General features: G+C 70.8%; 12 protein-coding genes. 2 read left to right on the top strand and 10 right to left on the bottom strand.

Translation table 11 applies throughout. The features are described 5' to 3' along the window. Window positions 1–123: 123 nt before the first annotated feature. The 6 genes from obgE to SALPAC4_RS0103130 form a co-directional block, all read right to left on the bottom strand. Window positions 124–1,569: a GTPase ObgE gene (obgE, locus tag SALPAC4_RS0103105; protein ID WP_019869132.1), complete on the bottom strand. Its 1,446-nt coding sequence runs from the start codon at window positions 1,567–1,569 to the stop codon at window positions 124–126. A gap of 94 nt (window positions 1,570–1,663) precedes the next feature. After that, window positions 1,664–1,915, bottom strand: a complete 252-nt coding sequence (gene rpmA, locus SALPAC4_RS0103110; RefSeq protein WP_026271766.1) for a 50S ribosomal protein L27 — start codon at window positions 1,913–1,915, stop codon at window positions 1,664–1,666. Window positions 1,916–1,926: 11 nt separating this feature from the next. Next, window positions 1,927–2,241, bottom strand: coding sequence for a 50S ribosomal protein L21 (gene rplU, locus SALPAC4_RS0103115; RefSeq protein WP_018223008.1), 315 nt, complete (start codon window positions 2,239–2,241; stop codon window positions 1,927–1,929). Between the two features lie 286 nt (window positions 2,242–2,527). After that, on the bottom strand, window positions 2,528–5,635 hold the full coding sequence (locus SALPAC4_RS0103120) for an Rne/Rng family ribonuclease (protein WP_019869133.1): 3,108 nt from the start codon (window positions 5,633–5,635) through the stop codon (window positions 2,528–2,530). A 130-nt stretch (window positions 5,636–5,765) separates the two neighbouring features. Continuing rightward, complete coding sequence (locus SALPAC4_RS0103125) at window positions 5,766–6,491, bottom strand: TIGR03936 family radical SAM-associated protein (RefSeq protein WP_080640836.1); 726 nt, start codon at window positions 6,489–6,491, stop codon at window positions 5,766–5,768. Window positions 6,492–6,594: 103 nt separating this feature from the next. Next, entirely contained in the window at window positions 6,595–8,580 is a 1,986-nt protein-coding gene (locus tag SALPAC4_RS0103130) for a TIGR03960 family B12-binding radical SAM protein (RefSeq protein ID WP_019869135.1), read from the bottom strand. A gap of 101 nt (window positions 8,581–8,681) precedes the next feature. Between SALPAC4_RS0103130 and SALPAC4_RS0103135 the strand changes: the two genes are divergently transcribed. After that, a complete protein-coding gene (locus SALPAC4_RS0103135) occupies window positions 8,682–9,764 on the top strand; it encodes a hypothetical protein (RefSeq protein ID WP_027644864.1) in 1,083 nt (360 codons plus the stop codon). A gap of 78 nt (window positions 9,765–9,842) precedes the next feature. On the opposite strand, the gene SALPAC4_RS0103140 is transcribed toward SALPAC4_RS0103135, so the two are convergent. The 4 genes from SALPAC4_RS0103140 to ndk form a co-directional block, all read right to left on the bottom strand. After that, a complete protein-coding gene (locus SALPAC4_RS0103140) occupies window positions 9,843–10,541 on the bottom strand; it encodes a lysophospholipid acyltransferase family protein (RefSeq protein ID WP_019869136.1) in 699 nt (232 codons plus the stop codon). A gap of 190 nt (window positions 10,542–10,731) precedes the next feature. Beyond that, window positions 10,732–13,911, bottom strand: coding sequence for an isoleucine--tRNA ligase (gene ileS, locus SALPAC4_RS0103145; protein WP_019869137.1), 3,180 nt, complete (start codon window positions 13,909–13,911; stop codon window positions 10,732–10,734). 336 nt (window positions 13,912–14,247) lie between these two features. Next, window positions 14,248–15,807, bottom strand: coding sequence for an alkaline phosphatase D family protein (locus SALPAC4_RS0103150; protein WP_019869138.1), 1,560 nt, complete (start codon window positions 15,805–15,807; stop codon window positions 14,248–14,250). A gap of 158 nt (window positions 15,808–15,965) precedes the next feature. After that, complete coding sequence (gene ndk / locus SALPAC4_RS0103155; protein ID WP_027644865.1) at window positions 15,966–16,391, bottom strand: nucleoside-diphosphate kinase; 426 nt, start codon at window positions 16,389–16,391, stop codon at window positions 15,966–15,968. Window positions 16,392–16,532: 141 nt separating this feature from the next. Here ndk and SALPAC4_RS0103160 point away from each other — a divergent pair, with 141 nt between their 5' ends. Then, window positions 16,533–17,867 carry a VOC family protein gene (locus SALPAC4_RS0103160; RefSeq protein WP_019869140.1) on the top strand — a complete coding sequence of 445 codons (1,335 nt, stop codon included), beginning with the start codon at window positions 16,533–16,535 and terminating at the stop codon, window positions 17,865–17,867. Window positions 17,868–17,872: the final 5 nt, after the last annotated feature.

The following is a 17,872-nucleotide window of genomic DNA, read 5'->3' on the forward strand; positions in this document are numbered from 1 at the left end:
GGCCCGACTGCCCGCCGCGCCAACGTGGCCCGCACCCGGTGCGGCTGCCCGCCACCGCCCCACGGCCACCCCAACTGGCCCTCGCCCGGTGCGAAGGCCCGGGCGATCAACCGGTGCGGTCGGTCACTCCGCGTCGTCGCCGACCGGCTCGCCGGTTTCGGCCTCGTCGTCCGGGCGCTGCCGGCGGGCCTTACGGGCGGCCAGCCGGTCGGCGGCCGACGGCCGCTGCGACTGCTCCGCCATCCGCTGGTCACCACCGCGTATCCCGGGGACGAAGTCGGTGTACAGCGTCGGCTGCCAGTCGAACTCGCGTTCGCCGATGCGGACCAGGTCGCCCGCCTGCGCACCGGCCTTGCCAAGCTTCTCCTCGACGCCGAGCCGGGCCAGCCGGTCAGCCAGGTAGCCGACCGCCTCCTCGTTATCGAAGTTCGTCTGCCGGACCCACCGCTCCGGGCGGGTACCCCGCACCACCCAGGCACCGCCGGGCGCAGTCTCCACGGTGAAGCCCGCGTCGTCTACCGCCTTGGGACGGATCACGATCCGGGCGGGCTCCGCCGGCGGTGCCGCCGCACGCGCCGCCGCCACCAGCTCGCCCATGGCGTACATCAGTTCCTTGAGCCCGGCCCGGGTGGCCGCCGAGACCTCGAAGACGCGGAAGCCGCGAGCCTCCAGGTCCGGCCGAACGATCTCGGCCAGGTCCCGCCCATCCGGCACGTCGACCTTGTTGAGGGCGACCAGGCGCGGCCGATCAACCAGCCCACCGTACGCGGCCAGCTCCGCCTCGAGGGCGTCGATGTCGGCCACCGGGTCGCGCTCCGTCTCCAGGGCCGCGGTGTCGACGATATGCACGAGCACAGCGCAGCGCTCGATGTGCCGAAGGAACTCCAGACCGAGCCCCTTGCCGGTGGCCGCGCCCGGAATCAGGCCGGGTACGTCGGCGACGGTGAAGGTGTGGTTGTCCGCTCGGACCACGCCGAGGTTCGGCACCAAGGTGGTGAACGGGTAGTCAGCGATCTTCGGCTTCGCAGCGGAGATCACCGAGATCAGCGATGACTTACCCGCGGACGGATAGCCGACCAGACCGACGTCGGCGACGCTCTTCAGCTCCAGTACCACGTCCATCTGGTCGCCGGGCTCACCCAGCTCGGCGAAGCCCGGCGCCTTGCGGCGGGCGTTGGCCAGCGAGGCGTTACCCCGGCCACCGCGGCCGCCCCGGGCCACCTCGAAGGTCGTCCCGGCACCTACCAGGTCGGCGAGCACCGTACCGTCGGCGGTCTGCACGACAGTGCCGTTGGGAACCTTGAGGACCAGGTCGGCACCGTTCGCGCCGTCCCGGTTCGACCCGGCCCCGCCCCGGCCGTTGGCGGCCTTGACGTGCGGACGGAAGTGGAAGTCGAGCAGCGTGTGCACCTGTGGGTCAACCACCAGCGAGACGCTGCCGCCATGCCCACCGTTACCCCCGTCCGGACCGCCGAACGGCTTGAACTTCTCCCGGTGGACCGAGACACAGCCGTGCCCGCCGTCGCCGGCCTGCAGGTGTAGGACGACCCGGTCAACGAACGTCGTCACGCCACCAATCCTTCCAGCGGGAGTCGTACTGAACACAAGAAAGCCGAAGCGGGCCGGGACACCAGGTCCGCGGCCCGCTTCGCCGGAGATCCTATTACTGCGGAACGATGCTGACGGTCTTGCGACCGCGCTTGGTACCGAACTGGACCGAACCGGCGGACAGCGCGAAGAGCGTGTCATCGCCGCCCCGGCCGACCAGGTCACCCGGGTGGAACTTGGTGCCACGCTGGCGGATGATGATCTCGCCCGCGCTGACGAGCTGACCACCGAAGCGCTTCACGCCGAGCCGCTGGGCCGCAGACTCACGACCGTTACGCGAGCTGGACGCACCCTTTTTGTGAGCCATTAGAGGACGACCTACTTCCCGCTGGAGATGCCGGTCACCTTCACCTGGGTCAACGGCTGGCGGTGACCCTGGCGCTTGTGGTAGCCGGTCTTGTTCTTGAACTTGTGGATCCGGATCTTCGGGCCCTTGGTGTGCGCGGCGATCTCACCGGACACCTCGACCTTGGCAAGCTTCGCCGCGTCGGTCACCAGGTCGTCACCGTCGACGAGGAGCACCGCGGCAAGCTGCACCGCGTCACCGGGGGCACCGGCGAGCTTCTCGACCTCGATCACGTCGCCCTCGGCGACCTTGTACTGCTTGCCGCCGGTCTTGACGATCGCGTACATCGGAGGCGGACTCCCTGTCGTTGAGGCTGCTGGCGGTCGTTCCCACGGCGGCTCGCCGGATGACACAAGGCACGGCGGCGCGGGCACGCGGGAGGTCGGCACACCAAAGTGCGCCGCCGGCAAGCGTACGCCATGGTCCGGAGCTCCCCCAAACCGGCCGGCCAAAACGCCCAACCCTACCCGGCATGAGGGTGCGCCGACCGGAACCGCAGGGCGGTTCCGGTCGGCACGGCACAGCCGTCAGAGGCGGGTACGGCGCGCTGTCAGAGGCGGGTACGGCGCGCTGTCAGGGGCGGGTACGGCGCCGCGCACCGCCCCGCCGGGAGCGCCGCCGGCCGCCGGCCTCGGGCTCCTCGCCGTCCTCGCCGCCCACCGCGTCCGGGTCGTCAGGTGCCGCGAGCCGGGCCATGTCGCCGCTCTGGCTCGCTACCACGCTCGGAGCCACCGGTGTTTCCACCTCATACCGGGACAGGTCATAGCCCATCGTGTCGTAATAGTCAGCACCGGGCGTCGTGGACGCGACCTCCGGGGTGGTGGTGGCACCAGCGCCCCGCGCCTCCTCGCTCTCGGCCCCGGTCCGCTCGGCGGCGGCGGTCCCCTTCCGCGCCCGCCGGCGGGACGACCCGCTCGCCTCGGCCGGCGCCACCGCCTTGACCTTCTCTCCGCTGCCGCCGGCCCGCGGCTTCTCCGGCACCGGCTCGGTGTGCAGGATCAACCCACGACCCTTGCAGCACTCACAGGTCTCGCTGAACGCCTCCAGCAGGCCGGCACCGATCCGCTTCCGGGTCATCTGCACCAGCCCAAGCGAGGTGATCTCCGTCACCTGGTGCTTGGTGCGGTCCCGCCCGAGGCACTCGGTCAGCCGACGCAGCACCAACTCCCGGTTCGACTCCAGGACCATGTCGATGAAGTCGATGACCACGATGCCGCCGATGTCGCGCAGCCGCAGCTGACGGACGATCTCCTCGGCGGCCTCCAGGTTGTTCCGGGTAACCGTCTCCTCCAGGTTCCCGCCGGCACCGGTGTACTTACCGGTGTTCACGTCAACCACGGTCATCGCCTCGGTACGGTCGATCACCAGGTGTCCTCCGGAGGGGAGGAAGACCTTTCGGTCCAGACCCTTCAGGATCTGCTCGTCGATCCGGTACTCGGTGAAGACGTCCGTGGTGCCCACGTGCCGGCGCAGCCGGGCGACCAGGTCCGGCGAGACGTGCGACAGGTAGGACTCGACCAGGTCGTACGCGCCCTCACCCTCAATCACCAGCTCCCGGAAATCCTCGTTGAAGAGGTCCCGGACAACCCGGATGACCAGATCCGGCTCCTCGTAGAGCAGCACCGGTGCACCGCCTCGGCCCGCCTTCGCCTGGATGTCCTCCCACTGCGCCTGCAACCGCTTGACATCCCGCGCCAACTCGTCCTCGGTGGCGCCCTCAGCGGCGGTACGGACGATCACGCCCGCTCCCTCCGGAACCAGCTTCTTCAGCGCGTCCCGCAGGCGCTTGCGCTCGTTGTCCGGCAGCTTGCGGCTGATCCCGGAGGCGTTGCCGCCCGGCACGTAGACCAGGTGCCGGCCGGAGAGCGCCACGTGGCTGGTCAGCCGTGCGCCCTTGTGTCCGATCGGGTCCTTGGTGACCTGCACCAGGACCGAATCACCGGATTTAAGGGCCTGCTCGATCGAGCGGGCTCGCCCTTCCAGCCCGGTGGCGTCCCAGTTGACCTCACCCGCGTAGAGCACGGCGTTGCGGCCGCGCCCGATGTCGACGAACGCCGCCTCCATGCTGGGCAGGACGTTCTGCACCTTGCCCAGATAGACGTTGCCGGCCATGGTGACCGCCGAGTTACGGGTGACGTAGTGCTCGACCAGCACGCCGTCCTCCAGTACGGCGATCTGTGTCCGGTCGCCCCGCTGCCGGACCGCCATCACCCGATCCACCGCTTCCCGGCGGGCCAGGAACTCCGCCTCGCTGAGGATCGGCGGCCGGGTGCGGCGCTGCTCACGGCCATCCCGGCGGCGCTGGCGCTTGGCCTCCAGCCGGGTCGAGCCAGAGACGCCCTGCACCTCGTCAACGGTGCGACGCGGCTCACGGATCTTGACGACCGTGGGCACCCCGTCCTCTGCGGCGGCCTCCACGTCTCCGGCACCACGCCGGCGCCGACGACGGCGGCGCCGGGTCAGTCCGTCGCCTCCGCCGGCCTCGGCCTCGGCCTCATCGTCCTCCTCGGCCTCCGGCTCCACCGCCTCAGCCGGGGCAACGGCCTCCTCAGCCTCCTGCTCCTCGGCCTCGTCGGCGCCCCCCTTGCCCCGGCCACGACCGCGCCGGCCCCGCCGACGGCGCCGCCGGCCACCGATGGTGTCGTCTTCGTCCTCGCCCTCGGGGGTCTCCTCGGCCTCCCCGGCTTCCTCGAGTTCCTCGGTCTCCCGGGCCTCCGCGGTCTCGGCCTCCGCGGTCTCGGCCTCCGCGGTCAACTCGCCGTTGCGGCGGCCCCGCCGGCGGCGACGCGAGGTCTCGACCGGCTCCTCCGCGGTTGGCTCGGCTGCGGCCGGTTCCTCGGCGGCCCGTGCCGGCACCGACTCCTCGGGCAGCGGCGCCATGAACAGCACCGTTGGGGCGGAGAGCCGGGCACGTCGGCCACGGGTCGGGCGCTCCGGCTCGACCGGCTCGGCCACCGCCACCCCGGGCGGCACCTCCCCCACCGCGGCACCGCCGGGTGGAGTCGACTCGGCCTGCTCCTGTTCAGTCGCGGCAACCGGTTCGGTCGTAGCAGGCTCGACCGGAGCGTCAGTCGGCTCGGCCGGAGCAATCGGGTCAACCGGATCCGCCGCCTCGGCCGGAGCAGCCGAGTCAGCCGGCGTGGAGGTGGGCTCGACCGGCGCGGGGGCGGCCTTCTTGCGGCGGGTCCGCGTCGCCTTCACCGGCGCAACGATGTCCGCCGCCGCCTCCTCCTGCTCGCCGGAGGCCGGCACCGGCTCCGCCGGAGCCTTGGCCGTCGTAGCCTTCCGCCGACGACGCGTCGCCTTCGTCGGCGGCTCGCCGTCGCCCGCGATCGGGGCAAGCACCTCGGCCTGGGGCGCCTCGCCCGCCCCCGGCACGGCGGCGCTACCCGCCTCGACCGGCGCCTCGGTCTGTTCCGGTCGGCTGACCGGGGTCACCCGCTTCCGGCTGGCCCGCTTGCGGACCCGAGCCGCCGGCTCGGCCGCGCCGGTGGCCGCCGCCTCGCTCGTCGCTGGGTCGGCCGACCCCGGAGCGCCCCCGGCGGGTTCCCGGATGGCTCTGTCGCCCCCCTCCGACGTGCTGTTCGCGGAGGAGGCACTGTCGCTAACACGGTGTTCGGCGGTCTCGCCATCCGGATGGAAGCCGGTGCGTTCGCCGCCCTCGGGCTCGTTCTCGAGCATGGACGTTCTCCAGTTCTGGCTACCCCGGGCGCGGGTGAGCGCTGCCACGCAGGGTCGCCGCAAAAGGTGTTTCCGCAAGTCGCGATCGGCGCGACCGGCGAAGTCTGCCTAGCCAGGCACCGACCGTCGGTCAGCGCCCACCGATAACTGCCCCGTCGCGGCCCGCGTCCAACGGATCCGCGATCGCACCCTGCGCGGTCAGCGTGCCCTGAGCCAGCCGGGTCACGCGCGGCGACACCGGCGGCTCCAGGTCGGCCACCACGCGGAGGCCGGAAAGGACGTCATCGGGTCGAACGGCGGGAGTGACCTGCCGCACGACCAGCTCGAGTATCGCACACGGTACTGCCACGGCCTCGGAAGGTGCCTCATCCGGCATGATCACATTGATATCGATAACAGCTGCGCGAGCGTCAAAGGTCCGCCGGCCCTGCTTGGTCATCCGCTCGACGAAGACCTCGTCCGCAGCGGTGAAGGCGGTCACCGCCGCACCCACCACCTCCGGGTCCGCCCCCGGCAACTCGATCCGCCAGTGCGCCGCCTCAATCCGGTCGACGAGGCTGCCGCCGGTCGCCACCACCGCATCCAGCACATCAAGTCCGGGCGAGAGGGCCGCGTCCAGCGCAGCCCGCAACGCTGCCGGGTCGACTGACTCACGCAACCCAATCTCCAGGTACTCGGCCTCGCTCGCCACACCGGTGGGCGCGGCGCTGGCGTAGGAGATCTTCGGGTGCGGGGTGAAGCCCTGGGAGTACGCCATCGGCACGCCGGCCCGACGCAGCGCCCGCTCGAAGGCACGCGCGAAGTCTCGGTGCGAGGTGAACCGCAGTGGCCCCCGCTTGGCGTACCGGAGGCGGATCCGCTGGACGACCGGCGCCTGCCCGCCCTCCGGCTGTCGTTTCCTACTGATCGTTGCGCTCCTCGGTTTCAGGCCGACGACGGTCGCCGGTCCCCGGGACCTACTACTGCTGGGCGCCGCTAGGGACCCGCAGTCCGTTGACCGGGGTCAACGGGAGTAGCTTCCTACCCGTCGGGCCGATCTGGATCTCGGTGTCCATAGCCGGGCAGACACCGCAGTCGAAGCACGGCGTCCACCGGCAGTCATCCTGCTCGTACTCGCCCAGAGCGTCCTGCCAGTCCTGCCAGAGCCAGTCTTTGTCCAGGCCCGAGTCCAGGTGGTCCCAGGGTAGGACCTCCAACTCGTCGCGCTCCCGGGTGGTGTACCAGTCAAGGTCGACGCCGAAGTCGGGCAGCACCTCCGCGGCGGCCTCCACCCAACGCTGGTACGAGAAGTGCTCGCTCCAACCGTCGAACCGGCCGCCGTTCTCCCAGACCCGCCGGATCACCGCGCTGACCCGGCGGTCACCGCGGGAGAGCAGGCCCTCGATCAGCGACGGCTCGCCGTCGTGGTAGCGGAAGCCGATCGCCCGGCCCAGCGAGCGATCCGCGTTGACGGCCTGCTTGAGTAGCCGCAGCCGATTGTCGATGACGTCCGGCGGAGCCATCGCGGCCCACTGGAACGGGGTGTGGGGCTTCGGCACGAACCCACCGATGGAGACCGTGCAGCGGATGTCCCGGCTGCCGGTCGCCGCCCGGCCGGCCCGGATCACCTCGTGCGCCATCTCCGCGATCTCGAGGACGTCCTCGTCGGTCTCGGTCGGCAGGCCGCACATGAAGTAGAGCTTCACCTGCCGCCAGCCGTTGGTGTAGGCGGTGACCACAGTCCGGATGAGGTCTTCCTTCGACACCATCTTGTTGATCACCTTGCGAATCCGCTCCGACCCGCCCTCCGGGGCGAAGGTCAGTCCGGTCCGCCGGCCGTTGCGGGCCAACTCCTGCGCCAGATCGATGTTGAACGCGTCCACCCGGGTGGACGGCAGCGAGAGCGACACGTTGGTGCCCTCGTACTGCTGGGCCAGGCCGGAGCACATGTCGCCGATCTCCGAGTGGTCAGCCGAGGAGAGCGAAAGCAAGCCCACCTCATGGAAGCCGGAGAACTCCAGCCCCTCCCGCACCATCTGCCCCACCGTGGTGATCGAACGCTCCCGCACCGGACGGGTGATCATGCCGGCCTGGCAGAACCGGCAGCCCCGGGTGCAGCCCCGGAAGATCTCCACCGCGTACCGCTCGTGGACCGTCTCCGCCAGTGGCACGAGCGGCTTCTTCGGGTACGGCCACGCGTCCAGGTCCATCGTCGTGCGCTTGTGCACCCGAAACGGCACGTCCGGGCGGTTCGGCACGACCCGCTGAATTCGGCCGTCGGGCAGGTAGTCCACGTCGTAGAAGCGCGGCACGTAGACGCTCTCGGTGCGGGCGAGCCGCAGCAGCAACTCGTCCCGGCCACCGGGGGAGCCCTCGGCCTTCCACTCCCGAACGATCGTGGTGATCTCCAGGACCGCCTCCTCGCCATCACCGAGCACCGCGGCGTCAACGAAGGCGGCGATCGGCTCCGGGTTGAACGCGGCGTGCCCACCGGCGACAACCACCGGATCGGCGTCGCCACGGTCGGCGGCCAGGAGCGGGATTCCCGCCAGGTCGATCGCGGTGAGCAGGTTCGTGTAGCCCAGCTCGGTGGCGAAGGAGACGCCGAAGACATCAAAGTCCCGCACCGGACGGTGCGCGTCAATGGTGAACTGCGGCACCTGGTGGGCGCGCATCAGCCGTTCCAGGTCCGGCCAGACGGCGTACGTCCGCTCGGCAAGCACGTCGGGCTGCTCGTTGAGCACCTCGTACAGGATCTGCACGCCCTGGTTGGGCAGGCCGACCTCGTACGCGTCGGGGTACATCAGGGCCCAGCGCACGGCCGCGGTGTCCCAGTCCTTGACCACCGCCCCCAACTCACCGCCGACGTACTGGATGGGCTTGGCGACCTGAGGCAGCAACGGCTCGAGCCGGGGCCACACGGAGTTGGCCACGGCGCTGCGCGGCGTGATGGACGGGGCACTCATGATGCCCAAGAGTACGCGCCCGACGACGAGCCGACCGGCAGTGGCTCACGGACGCGAGTATGCCGGTACTAGCCTCGGGTCGGCGAGAGGAGATTGACACGATGCCGGAGCCGACCAACGGCGAACCGGGCGGCCCGACCGGTACTCAGCGGTTCCGGGCAGACGAGACCGCCCAACCACCGGCTCCCACCAGGAGCGGGCCCGCTGCCGCGCCGCTGCCGCGCCGGCAACCCCGGAACGAGTCGGTCGAGCCCGCTGCGCCGGCGGGGCGCCCGGAGGCACCGGAGGACCGGACCCCCGTCGACCCGTGGGCCGGCACCGACACCACCGGCTGGGACTTGCTCTCCATCGAGCTGCCGCCCCTGCCGCCGATCCCACCGGACCGGTCGGGCCCGTCCACCCCGGCCCCGTTCCCGTCGTCGACCCCGCGGCAGCCGCAGCCGCCCTCCGCCGGCCCGACGGAGCCGGCGTCACCGCCAACCGGACACCCGGCCGTCCCGCCGGCCGCACCGGCCCCCACCGGCGTTCCCGCCGCACCTCCCAACAGCTGTCCGGTCCCGTCGCCCGACGACTCCGCCCGCCCAGCAGCGCCCGCTCGGCCGACGTCGAAGGCAACCGGCGCGGCACCGAGACGCAGCCGCCGGAAGTGGCCCTGGGTGCTGCTGTTCGTCATCGCGTGCTGCTGCGGCGGCCCGGTCTACTGGGCGGCACCGATACTCAGCCAGTTCCCAGCGCACGCTGCCCTTCCGACCGAGTTCAGAGACCTGCGGCTACGCGACGACCACAGCAGCAGGCAGACGGCGACGGAGTTGGCGCAGCGGGTCGACGAGGCGCACTGGACGGCCACCGATACCTTCGCCGGCATATACCAGACCCGTGCGGGCAAACAGGTGACCGTCTTCGGTGGCACCGGAATCTGGCTCACGCCGAAGTCGGCGGCAGAAGACGAGATGGAGCGGCTCACCGGCCAGTACGCCCTCGGTGCGTCGCAGGTCGTCGGAACCGGGGTCCGCGGCCGGCACGGACGATGCGCTCTTGGTCAGGACGACGGCGCCGACGTGGTGGTCTGCACCTCCGTCGACCACAGCAGCATCGCCACCGCCGTCTTCACCCGACTCTCGGTGGCGGACAGCGCCACCCTGCTCGGCGCCCTGCGGAAGCAGATCGTCGACCAGTCGGACTGACCCCTCCGGCGTCCGTTCCCACGACTCGGCTGCCCGGGCTGGGCCTACCAGCCGGCACGTCCGCTACCGAGCGTCAGTTCAGAGCGCGCCTAACTCCCCGTCCGCCGGCGGACGTCCACGTGCCGGCGCGTACCGCGGGACATACTCCTGACCGGTGAGCTTCTGGATCTCGCCCATCACCTCATCGGTCATGACCCGCAGCGAGGTACGGTCGTCCGACCGCCCGGTGAAGTCCAACGGTTTGCCGAACCGAACGGTGATCCGCCCGGTGAAGGGGCGAGGCATCCGCGCACCGATCGGCTGCACCTTGTCGGTGCCGATCATGCCGACCGGGATGATCGGCACACCCGCCGCCACCGCCAGCCGGACCGCGCCGGTGCGTCCACGGTAGAGCCGCCCGTCCGGGGAGCGCGTCCCCTCCGGGTAGACGACGACGAGGTCGCCGGCGCGGAGCGCGGGGATCGCCGCATCGAACGCCGACAGCGCCGCGCGCCCGCCGCCGCGCTCAACCGGGATGGCGCCGAGACCGGTGAGCACGAACTTGGAGAATCGCCCTTTCAGACCGGTGCCCTTGAAGTACTCGGACTTGGCCCAGAAGGCCAGGTGCCGGGGGACGGTCGTGCCGAGGAAGAGCTCGTCGGCGACCGAGAGGTGGTTGCCGGCGAAGATTGCGCCGCCGGTCTCCGGCACGTACTCCAGCCCTTCCACGGTCGGACGGAAGCCCAACCGAAGCGCGGGCGCCAAGGTGAGCTTGCCGATGGTGTAGAGCAGCGGCACTGGTCCTCCGGCAGTTCGAGTACGGGTACAGGGGCGGTGTCACGGTAGCGGACCCCCACCAGGCACCCCGCGCGAGGTGCAGCGGGTCCGCTGACCGAGTGACTGAATTTAAGATCAACTTGAGGGGGTGGGGTGAGGAAGGACACGCTCGCACCGTCGCCGGCGTCGGCCGGGCCCTTCCGCGCCTCTTCTAAACCCGACGGACGGTCACCGCAACCTGCTCACCGTCGCCCACCTCACCGGTGAACCCCGCCAGTCCCGGGCTGAGCTCCACCGAATCGGCCAGCACCTCCCGGGCCACCATCTCGCGGTACGCGGAGACCGCCGCCCACACCTGCTCGGAAGCGGCGAGCGCGACCACGATCCGCTCCGAGACGTCCAGGTCGGCGTCCCGGCGGGCCTGCTGCACCACCCGGATCACATCCCGGGCCAGCCCCTCCGCGGCCAGCTCCGGAGTGACCTCCGTGTCCAGGACAACCACGCCCTCACCGCCGGGCAGCGGCGCCGACTGCTCAGCGTCGGCGGCGACCAGCCGCAGCTCGTACTCGCCCTCGGCGAGAGTGACTCCGGCGGCGACCGGCGCGCCGTTGACCAGCTCCCACTCGCCGGCCTTGACCGCCCTGATCACCTGCTGGACCGCCTTACCGACCCGCGGGCCAAGCACCCGGGGCACCACTGTCAACACCTGCTCGCAGTAGCTGCCCAGCTCGTCGGTGAACTCGACCCGCTTCACGTTGACCTCGTCGGCGACCAGGTCGGCGAAGGGCCGCAGCGCGGCGGCGGCCGGCGTGGCGACGGTCAACACCGACAGCGGCAGCCGCACCCGCAGTCCCCGCGCCTTACGCAACGACAACGCCGCTGAGGCGACCCCCCGCACGGCGTCCATCGCGGCGACCAGGTCATGGTCGGCGGGGAACTCCTCCGCCGCCGGCCAGTCGGTCAGGTGCACCGAACGCTCACCGGTCAGGCCCCGCCAGATCTCCTCGGCCGTCAGCGGTGCCAGCGGCGCGACCACCCGGCAGAGCGTCTCCAACACCGTCCACAAGGTGCCGAAAGCGTCCTCGTCGCCGGACCAGAACCGGTCCCGCGAACGGCGTACGTACCAGTTGGTCAACGCATCCAGGTAGGACCGAACGGTGGCGCAGGCACCGGAGATGTCGTACCCGTCCAGCTGCGCCTGCACCGTCGACACCAGCTCGTTCGACTTCGCCAGCACGTACCGGTCCAGCAGGTGCGCCGAGGTGGTGCTCCGCCGGGCCTGACGCCCGTCGGCGTTGGCGTAGAGCGAGAAGAAATACCAGACGTTCCAGAGCGGCAGCAACACCTGCCGGACCGCATCCCGGATGCCGGCCTCGTGCACCGCCATGTCACCACCGCGCAGCACCGGGGAGGACATCAGCATCCAGCGCATCGCGTCCGAGCCGTACGTGTCAAAGATGTGATAAACATCCGGGTAGTTGCGCAGGCTCTTGGACATCTTGCGCCCATCCGACCCGAGCAGGATGCCGTGACTCAGACAGTTACGGAAGGCGGGCCGGTCGAACAGCGCCGTGGCGAGCACGTGCATCGTGTAGAACCAGCCGCGGGTCTGCCCGATGTACTCGACAATGAAGTCACCCGGGTAGTGGGACTCAAACCAGTCGGCGTTCTCGAACGGGTAGTGCACCTGGGCGAACGGCATCGCACCGGACTCGAACCAGCAGTCCAGCACCTCCGGGACCCGGCGCATCATGGACTTCCCGGTCGGGTCGTCCGGGTTGGGGCGGACCAGCTCGTCCACCGCCGGCCGGTGCAGGTCGGTTAGGCGTACGCCGAAGTCCCGCTCCAGTTCGGCGAGGGAGCCGTAGACATCCACCCGCGGATAGGCCGGGTTGTCGGATCTCCACACCGGGATCGGCGAGCCCCAGAACCGGTTCCGGCTGATCGACCAGTCCCGGGCGTTGGCCAGCCACTTGCCGAACGAGCCCTCCTTGATGTGCCCCGGAGTCCAGTTGATCTGCTGGTTGAGCTCGACCATCCGATCCTTGAACCGGGTCACCGCGACGAACCAGGACGACACCGCCTTGTAGACCAGCGGGGTGTCGCAGCGCCAACAGTGTGGGTACGCGTGGGTGTAGGTGTCCTGCCGGAGCACCACGCCCCGTTCCTTCAGCTCTCGGATCACCGGCTTGTTGACGTCGAAGACCTGCTCCCCCTGGTACGGCGGGACCAGCGCGGTGAACCGGGTCCGCTCGTCCACCGTGACGACGGTCGGGATGCCAGCGGCATTACAGGTGTTCTGGTCGTCCTCGCCGAACGCCGGCGCCAGGTGCACGATCCCGGTGCCGTCCTCGGTGGTCACGAAGTCCGCGCCGAGCACCTGGTACGCGTGCTCACCCGCCGGCTCGACCAGGAAGTCGTACAGCGGGGTGTACCGGCGCCCGACCAGGTCCCGGCCGTACACGGTGCCGACCTGCTGGTACCCCTCCAGCTCCTTGGCGTACGCGGCAACGCGGGCGGCGCCCAGGACGTAGCGCTGCCCGTCCCGCTCCAACACCGCGTACTCGATGTCCGGGCCGACGGCGAGCGCCAGGTTGGACGGCAACGTCCACGGCGTGGTGGTCCAGACCCCCAGCGCGACGGCGCCACGCAGCAGCTCCGGCGCGCTGGAGTCCGGGGTGAGCGTCAACCACACGCTGAGCGTCGGGTCGTGCCGATCCCGGTAGACGTCATCCATCCGGGTCTCGGTGTTCGACAGCGGCGTCTCACACCGCCAGCAGTAGGCGAGCACCCGGAAACCCTCGTAGACCAGGCCCTTGTCGTGCAGGCTCTTGAAGGCCCACAGGACGCTCTCCATGTAGTCCAGGTCCAGCGTCTTGTAGTCACTGGAGAAGTCCACCCAACGGGCCTGACGGGTGACGTAGCGCTCCCAGTCCTGGGTGAACTCCAGCACCGAACTCCGGCAGGCCTCGTTGAACCGGTCCACTCCCAGGTCGAGGATCTCCGCCTTGCTGGTGATCCCGAGCTGCTTCTCGGCGACCACCTCGGCGGGCAGTCCGTGACAGTCCCAGCCGAACCGACGCTCCACCCGCCGGCCACGCATGGTCTGGTAGCGCGGCACCACGTCCTTGACGTAGCCGGTGAAGAGGTGGCCATAGTGCGGCAGACCGTTGGCGAACGGCGGACCGTCGTAGAAGACGTACTCGTTGTCGGCGGGGGCTCCGTCGGCGACGACGCCGTCCACCGATCGGCGGGAGGCCGGCCGGGCCTCCACGGAGGCCTCGAAGGTCTTGTCGGCCGTCCAGTGCTCCAGGACCCGGCGCTCGATCGCGGGCAGGTCCGGGCTCGCGGGGACTCCGGTCGCGGTCGGGTCATGCAACGGATAGGCCATCGGGGCGTCGCGCTCCTTCGCAGCTCACTCTTCGTGGGTCTGCGAGGACGAACCCGCTCCGGACGCCGTCGGCGTGCCGGGGCCGGGCCCGCGGTACCACCCCGCTTGGCGGCCAGGATCGACCGCCCGCTCGTTGGCCGGCTGTGACGGGCCGGGCCCGTCCGGTTCTACTCGGGCGCGGAGGCCCTTTCTTCCGGAGGCTCACCGGTGATAGCCGGGTCGTCGCCGTGTGGTCGCCAACCCTACCCGACCCCAGGCAGAGATCGCCGCCCACTTCCCCACCGCCGAACCAGCCGATCATGAAGCTCCGACCAGCTCCATGATCGGCCGGCGTGGTCATCGCGGAGCGGGAAGCGTGATGCTCCAGAGCGAGTTGCCGGCGCGGTCCCGCAGGTGGACCGTGCAGGCGCCGCTGTCGGCGTCGATACGCACCTCGCCGAAGTGCTGGAAGCCCACCGCGGGGCTGGTGTTCGCGCTGGGCGGCGCATTGACGAAAACCGCCTGCGGGCCGAACGTGCCATCCAGCTGGTTGGGGCCGAAGGCGCCGGCGTGCGCCGGGCCGGAGACGAACTCCCAGAACGGCGTGAAGTCGCCGATCGCCGCCCGGGCGGGGTCATAGTGGTGGGCGGCGGTGTAGTGGACATCGGCGGTGAGGAAGAAGATACCGGTCACCCCGGCGCGATGGGCCGCCCGGAGCACCTCGGCGAACTCCAGCTCCCGGCCCGCCGGTGCCCCCGGGTCGCCCTGCGCCACGCCCTCCTGGGCCGAACCGTCCGGCACCACCAACCCGAGCGGCAGGTCGGCCGCGATCACCTTCCACGTCGCCCGGGAACGGCTCAATTCGCGAATCAGCCACTCCCGCTGCTCCCGGCCGAGCAGCCCCCGGTCCGGGTCCGGGTAGGTGTTCCCGTCGTTCGGGTCCTTGTGCGTACGCATGTCCAGCACGAAGACGTCCAACAACGGCCCGTACGCCAGCCGCCGGTAGCGGGGGCCCCGGATCGGGGTGGGCAGCCACTCGTCGAACGCCTGCCGGGCGCGGGCGGCGAGCACGTCAACCCGCTTTTCCGTGTAGCGGTCATCGGCCAGTACCTCGCCCGGGTACCAGTTGTTCGTCACCTCGTGGTCGTCCCACTGGTTGACCTGGGGCACCTCGGCCGCGAACGCCCGCAGGTGCTCGTCGAGCAGGTTGTACGCGTACTGCCCCCGGAACTCCGCCAGGGTCTCGGCCACCTTGCTCTTCTCCGGGGTGACGAGGTTGCGCCAGACCCGCCCGTCCGGCAGCGACACCGTCTCGGTCAACGGGTTGTCGGCGTACACCGTGTCACCGCTACAGAGGAAGAAGTCGGGTTCGGCGGCGCGCATGGCGGCGAAGATGGACATTCCGCCGAAGTCAGGGGCGATGCCCCAGCCCTGCCCAGCGATATCTGCGGTCCAGACAAACCGGATGTCGCGCCGCGGGCGTGGACCGGGGGCGGTCCGCAGCGAGCCGGTCAGCGGCTCACTGCACAACCCTGGCCGGTCCAGGCTCTCTGCCCGGACCCGGTAGTGCCAGCGCTCACCGGCGGGCAGCCCGCGCAGTCGTACCTTCCCGGTGAAGTCCCCGGCCGGATCCAGGACCGGCCCGCGCAGCCGCCGGGCGTCCCGCAGGTCCGGCCGGCGGCTGACCTCCACCAGCATCCGGCTGGGTCGATCAGCCCGGGTCCACACCACCGCTGACTCGGCGGAGACGTCGCCGCTCTGCACCCCGTGCGTCAGAACAGGACGACCGGCTGGGCGCCAACCCGCGGTTACGGGCCCGGCGATGCCGCCGACACCCCCCAGGAGCGCTCCGCCAGCGGCTCCCGCACCCACGGCAAGGCCGGTCCGCAGAAGCGTACGTCGATCGAACTCGGTCATGGTTCCTCCCGGATCGGGGACTTACCCCGCCGGTCTATCGAACCGACATGACCTTTCCCCGCGGCCTGGGTGACCAACCCGGGAACAACCGATGACCGACCGCGACGCGGGCCCGGCAGCACCCCGCACCGCGGGCGGTAACGCGTGGGCCGCGGTCCTCAGGCCAGCTCCGGGAACCAGAGCCCAATCTCGCGCTTCGCGCTGTCGACGGAGTCGGAGGCGTGCACCAGGTTCTCCCGGTTCGACAGCGACAGGTCGCCCCGGATGGTGCCGGCCGCGGCCCGCCGACCGTCGGTGGCGCCGATCATGCCACGCACCACCTCGATGACCTGGTCGCCCGAGAGCACGAGCGCGACCAGCGGGCCACTGGTCATGAAGGCCTTCAGCGGCGGGTAGAAGGGCTTGTCGACGTGCTCGGCGTAGTGCTGATCGGCGAAGTCCTCGTCCAGTGTCCGCTGCACCATCGCGTCCAGCCGCAGGCCCTTACCCTCGAATCGGGAGATAATCTCGCCGACCAGCCCACGGCGAACCGCGTCGGGCTTGATCAATACGAGCGTACGCTCCTCCGGACTACTGCTGGACACGCTGTTCCTCCTGTACACCGAAGGCGACTGGGCTGGGTACGGTCAGCGTATCGGCCCGGTCTCGGCGCCGGCGCGGCGGTCGGTCCTTCCCCTGGCGGCCGAGCCGGCCTAGCCTGACCCCTACCCCCCAGGAGGTCCACAGTGGCGAATGGCGGTAGCCGCCCGATCGCGCCGGTCCGCAAACTGGTCGGCGCGGCGCTGGGCACGGTCGCTACGTTCGTGGTCTTGTTCGGTCTGGGTATGCCGAGTTGGTCGATCGTGGCGCTCGGCGGAGCCATCCTGGTGCTGGCCCTCGCTCTCGCCACGGTTCGGGCCGGTGGGCGCACCTGGGTCATCGGTGAAGGGACCGTGCACACCGTCTCCGAGCCGCCAACCCAGTACGCGTTCGGCCGGTGCGAGTTACAGCTCTTCATCGACGCACCCGGGCTACCACCACGATCTAAAAAGATCATCGAACCGCGGGTGCCCGTCGCCAAGTGGCCGGCGCCGGGCCAGACCCTACCGATCCGGGTGGCGCTCGACGACCAGCGGCACGTTCGCGTTCTCTGGGACGAGGTGCTGACCCACACCGAAGCCGCGCGGGTCAGCGGGGCGGACCTGCCCCCGCACCACTCCGACCCGGACCTACCGGTAGAGGAGCTCCTGATCCAGCAGGAGGCACCGCCGTGGGCCGGCCGGGCTGCCGACGACGAGTTCCGGGACCCGTACGGCGACCCGGTCCCGCCACCGACCGAGCCCAGCACGGTCGTCGTACACCAGGTCCCCGGCGGCCCAACGGTTCTCGACGGGGAACTGGTCAACCCGCCCGCCCCGGGCGACCTACCGCGCCGCGCCGCGCCGAGCCCCCGGCCCCCCGCCGAAGAACGATTCGACCCGGCGGCCGAGGCAGCACCGTTCCAGGCGGCAGCATTCGAGGCCACCTCCGCCGCCACGCCAGCTCGACCGACCGCCGAAGAGGCCGGAGGGGCTGCCGACGCGTTCCGGGTACCCGCCCCGGCGGACCCGGTCGACCTGCCCTTGGACGACCCGCTGCCGCCATACGCCGAGGAACCGGTGATCCCGGACCTGGACGAGGCGATCTTCGGGGAGCCCGCCGGCGACCCACCGATCGCCGGGGTGGGATTCACCTTGCTCGTCACCGACCTGGCCCGGTCGCTCACCTTCTACCGGGAGCTTGGCTTCACCGAAGTTGACCGGGGCTCCGGTAACGCGGTGCTCGCCTCCGGGGCGACCCGCCTGGTGCTCCGGGAGGCCACCGAGGCCGTCCCGATCAGCCGTCGGCTCGTGCATGTCAACCTTGAGGTTGACGACATCGAAGACGCGTACGCGCGGCTGCGCGAATCCGGCGTCCGCTTCACCTATCCGCCCCGGGTTGTCAACCGCGGGTCGAAGCTGGAGGTGTGGGCGGCCGCCTTCCGCGACCCGGACGGGCACGGCATCGCCCTCACCCAGTGGCGGGAACGCGCCGAAGCCTGAGGGGG

The organism is Salinispora oceanensis, from assembly GCF_000383575.1.
GTDB classification, from domain to species: domain Bacteria; phylum Actinomycetota; class Actinomycetes; order Mycobacteriales; family Micromonosporaceae; genus Micromonospora; species Micromonospora oceanensis.

Excerpts from the sequence above, each read along its gene's own strand:
- SALPAC4_RS0103130 (WP_019869135.1), bottom strand. The coding sequence starts at position 8,580 with ATGAGTGCCCCGTCCATCACGCCGCGCAGCGCCGTGGCCAACTCCGTG.
- SALPAC4_RS0103135 (WP_027644864.1), top strand. The coding sequence starts at position 8,682 with ATGCCGGAGCCGACCAACGGCGAACCGGGCGGCCCGACCGGTACTCAG.
- SALPAC4_RS0103150 (WP_019869138.1), bottom strand. The coding sequence starts at position 15,807 with ATGACCGAGTTCGATCGACGTACGCTTCTGCGGACCGGCCTTGCCGTG.
- rplU (WP_018223008.1), bottom strand. The coding sequence starts at position 2,241 with ATGTACGCGATCGTCAAGACCGGCGGCAAGCAGTACAAGGTCGCCGAG.
- SALPAC4_RS0103120 (WP_019869133.1), bottom strand. The coding sequence starts at position 5,635 with ATGCTCGAGAACGAGCCCGAGGGCGGCGAACGCACCGGCTTCCATCCG.
- rpmA (WP_026271766.1), bottom strand. The coding sequence starts at position 1,915 with ATGGCTCACAAAAAGGGTGCGTCCAGCTCGCGTAACGGTCGTGAGTCT.
- ileS (WP_019869137.1), bottom strand. The coding sequence starts at position 13,911 with ATGGCCTATCCGTTGCATGACCCGACCGCGACCGGAGTCCCCGCGAGC.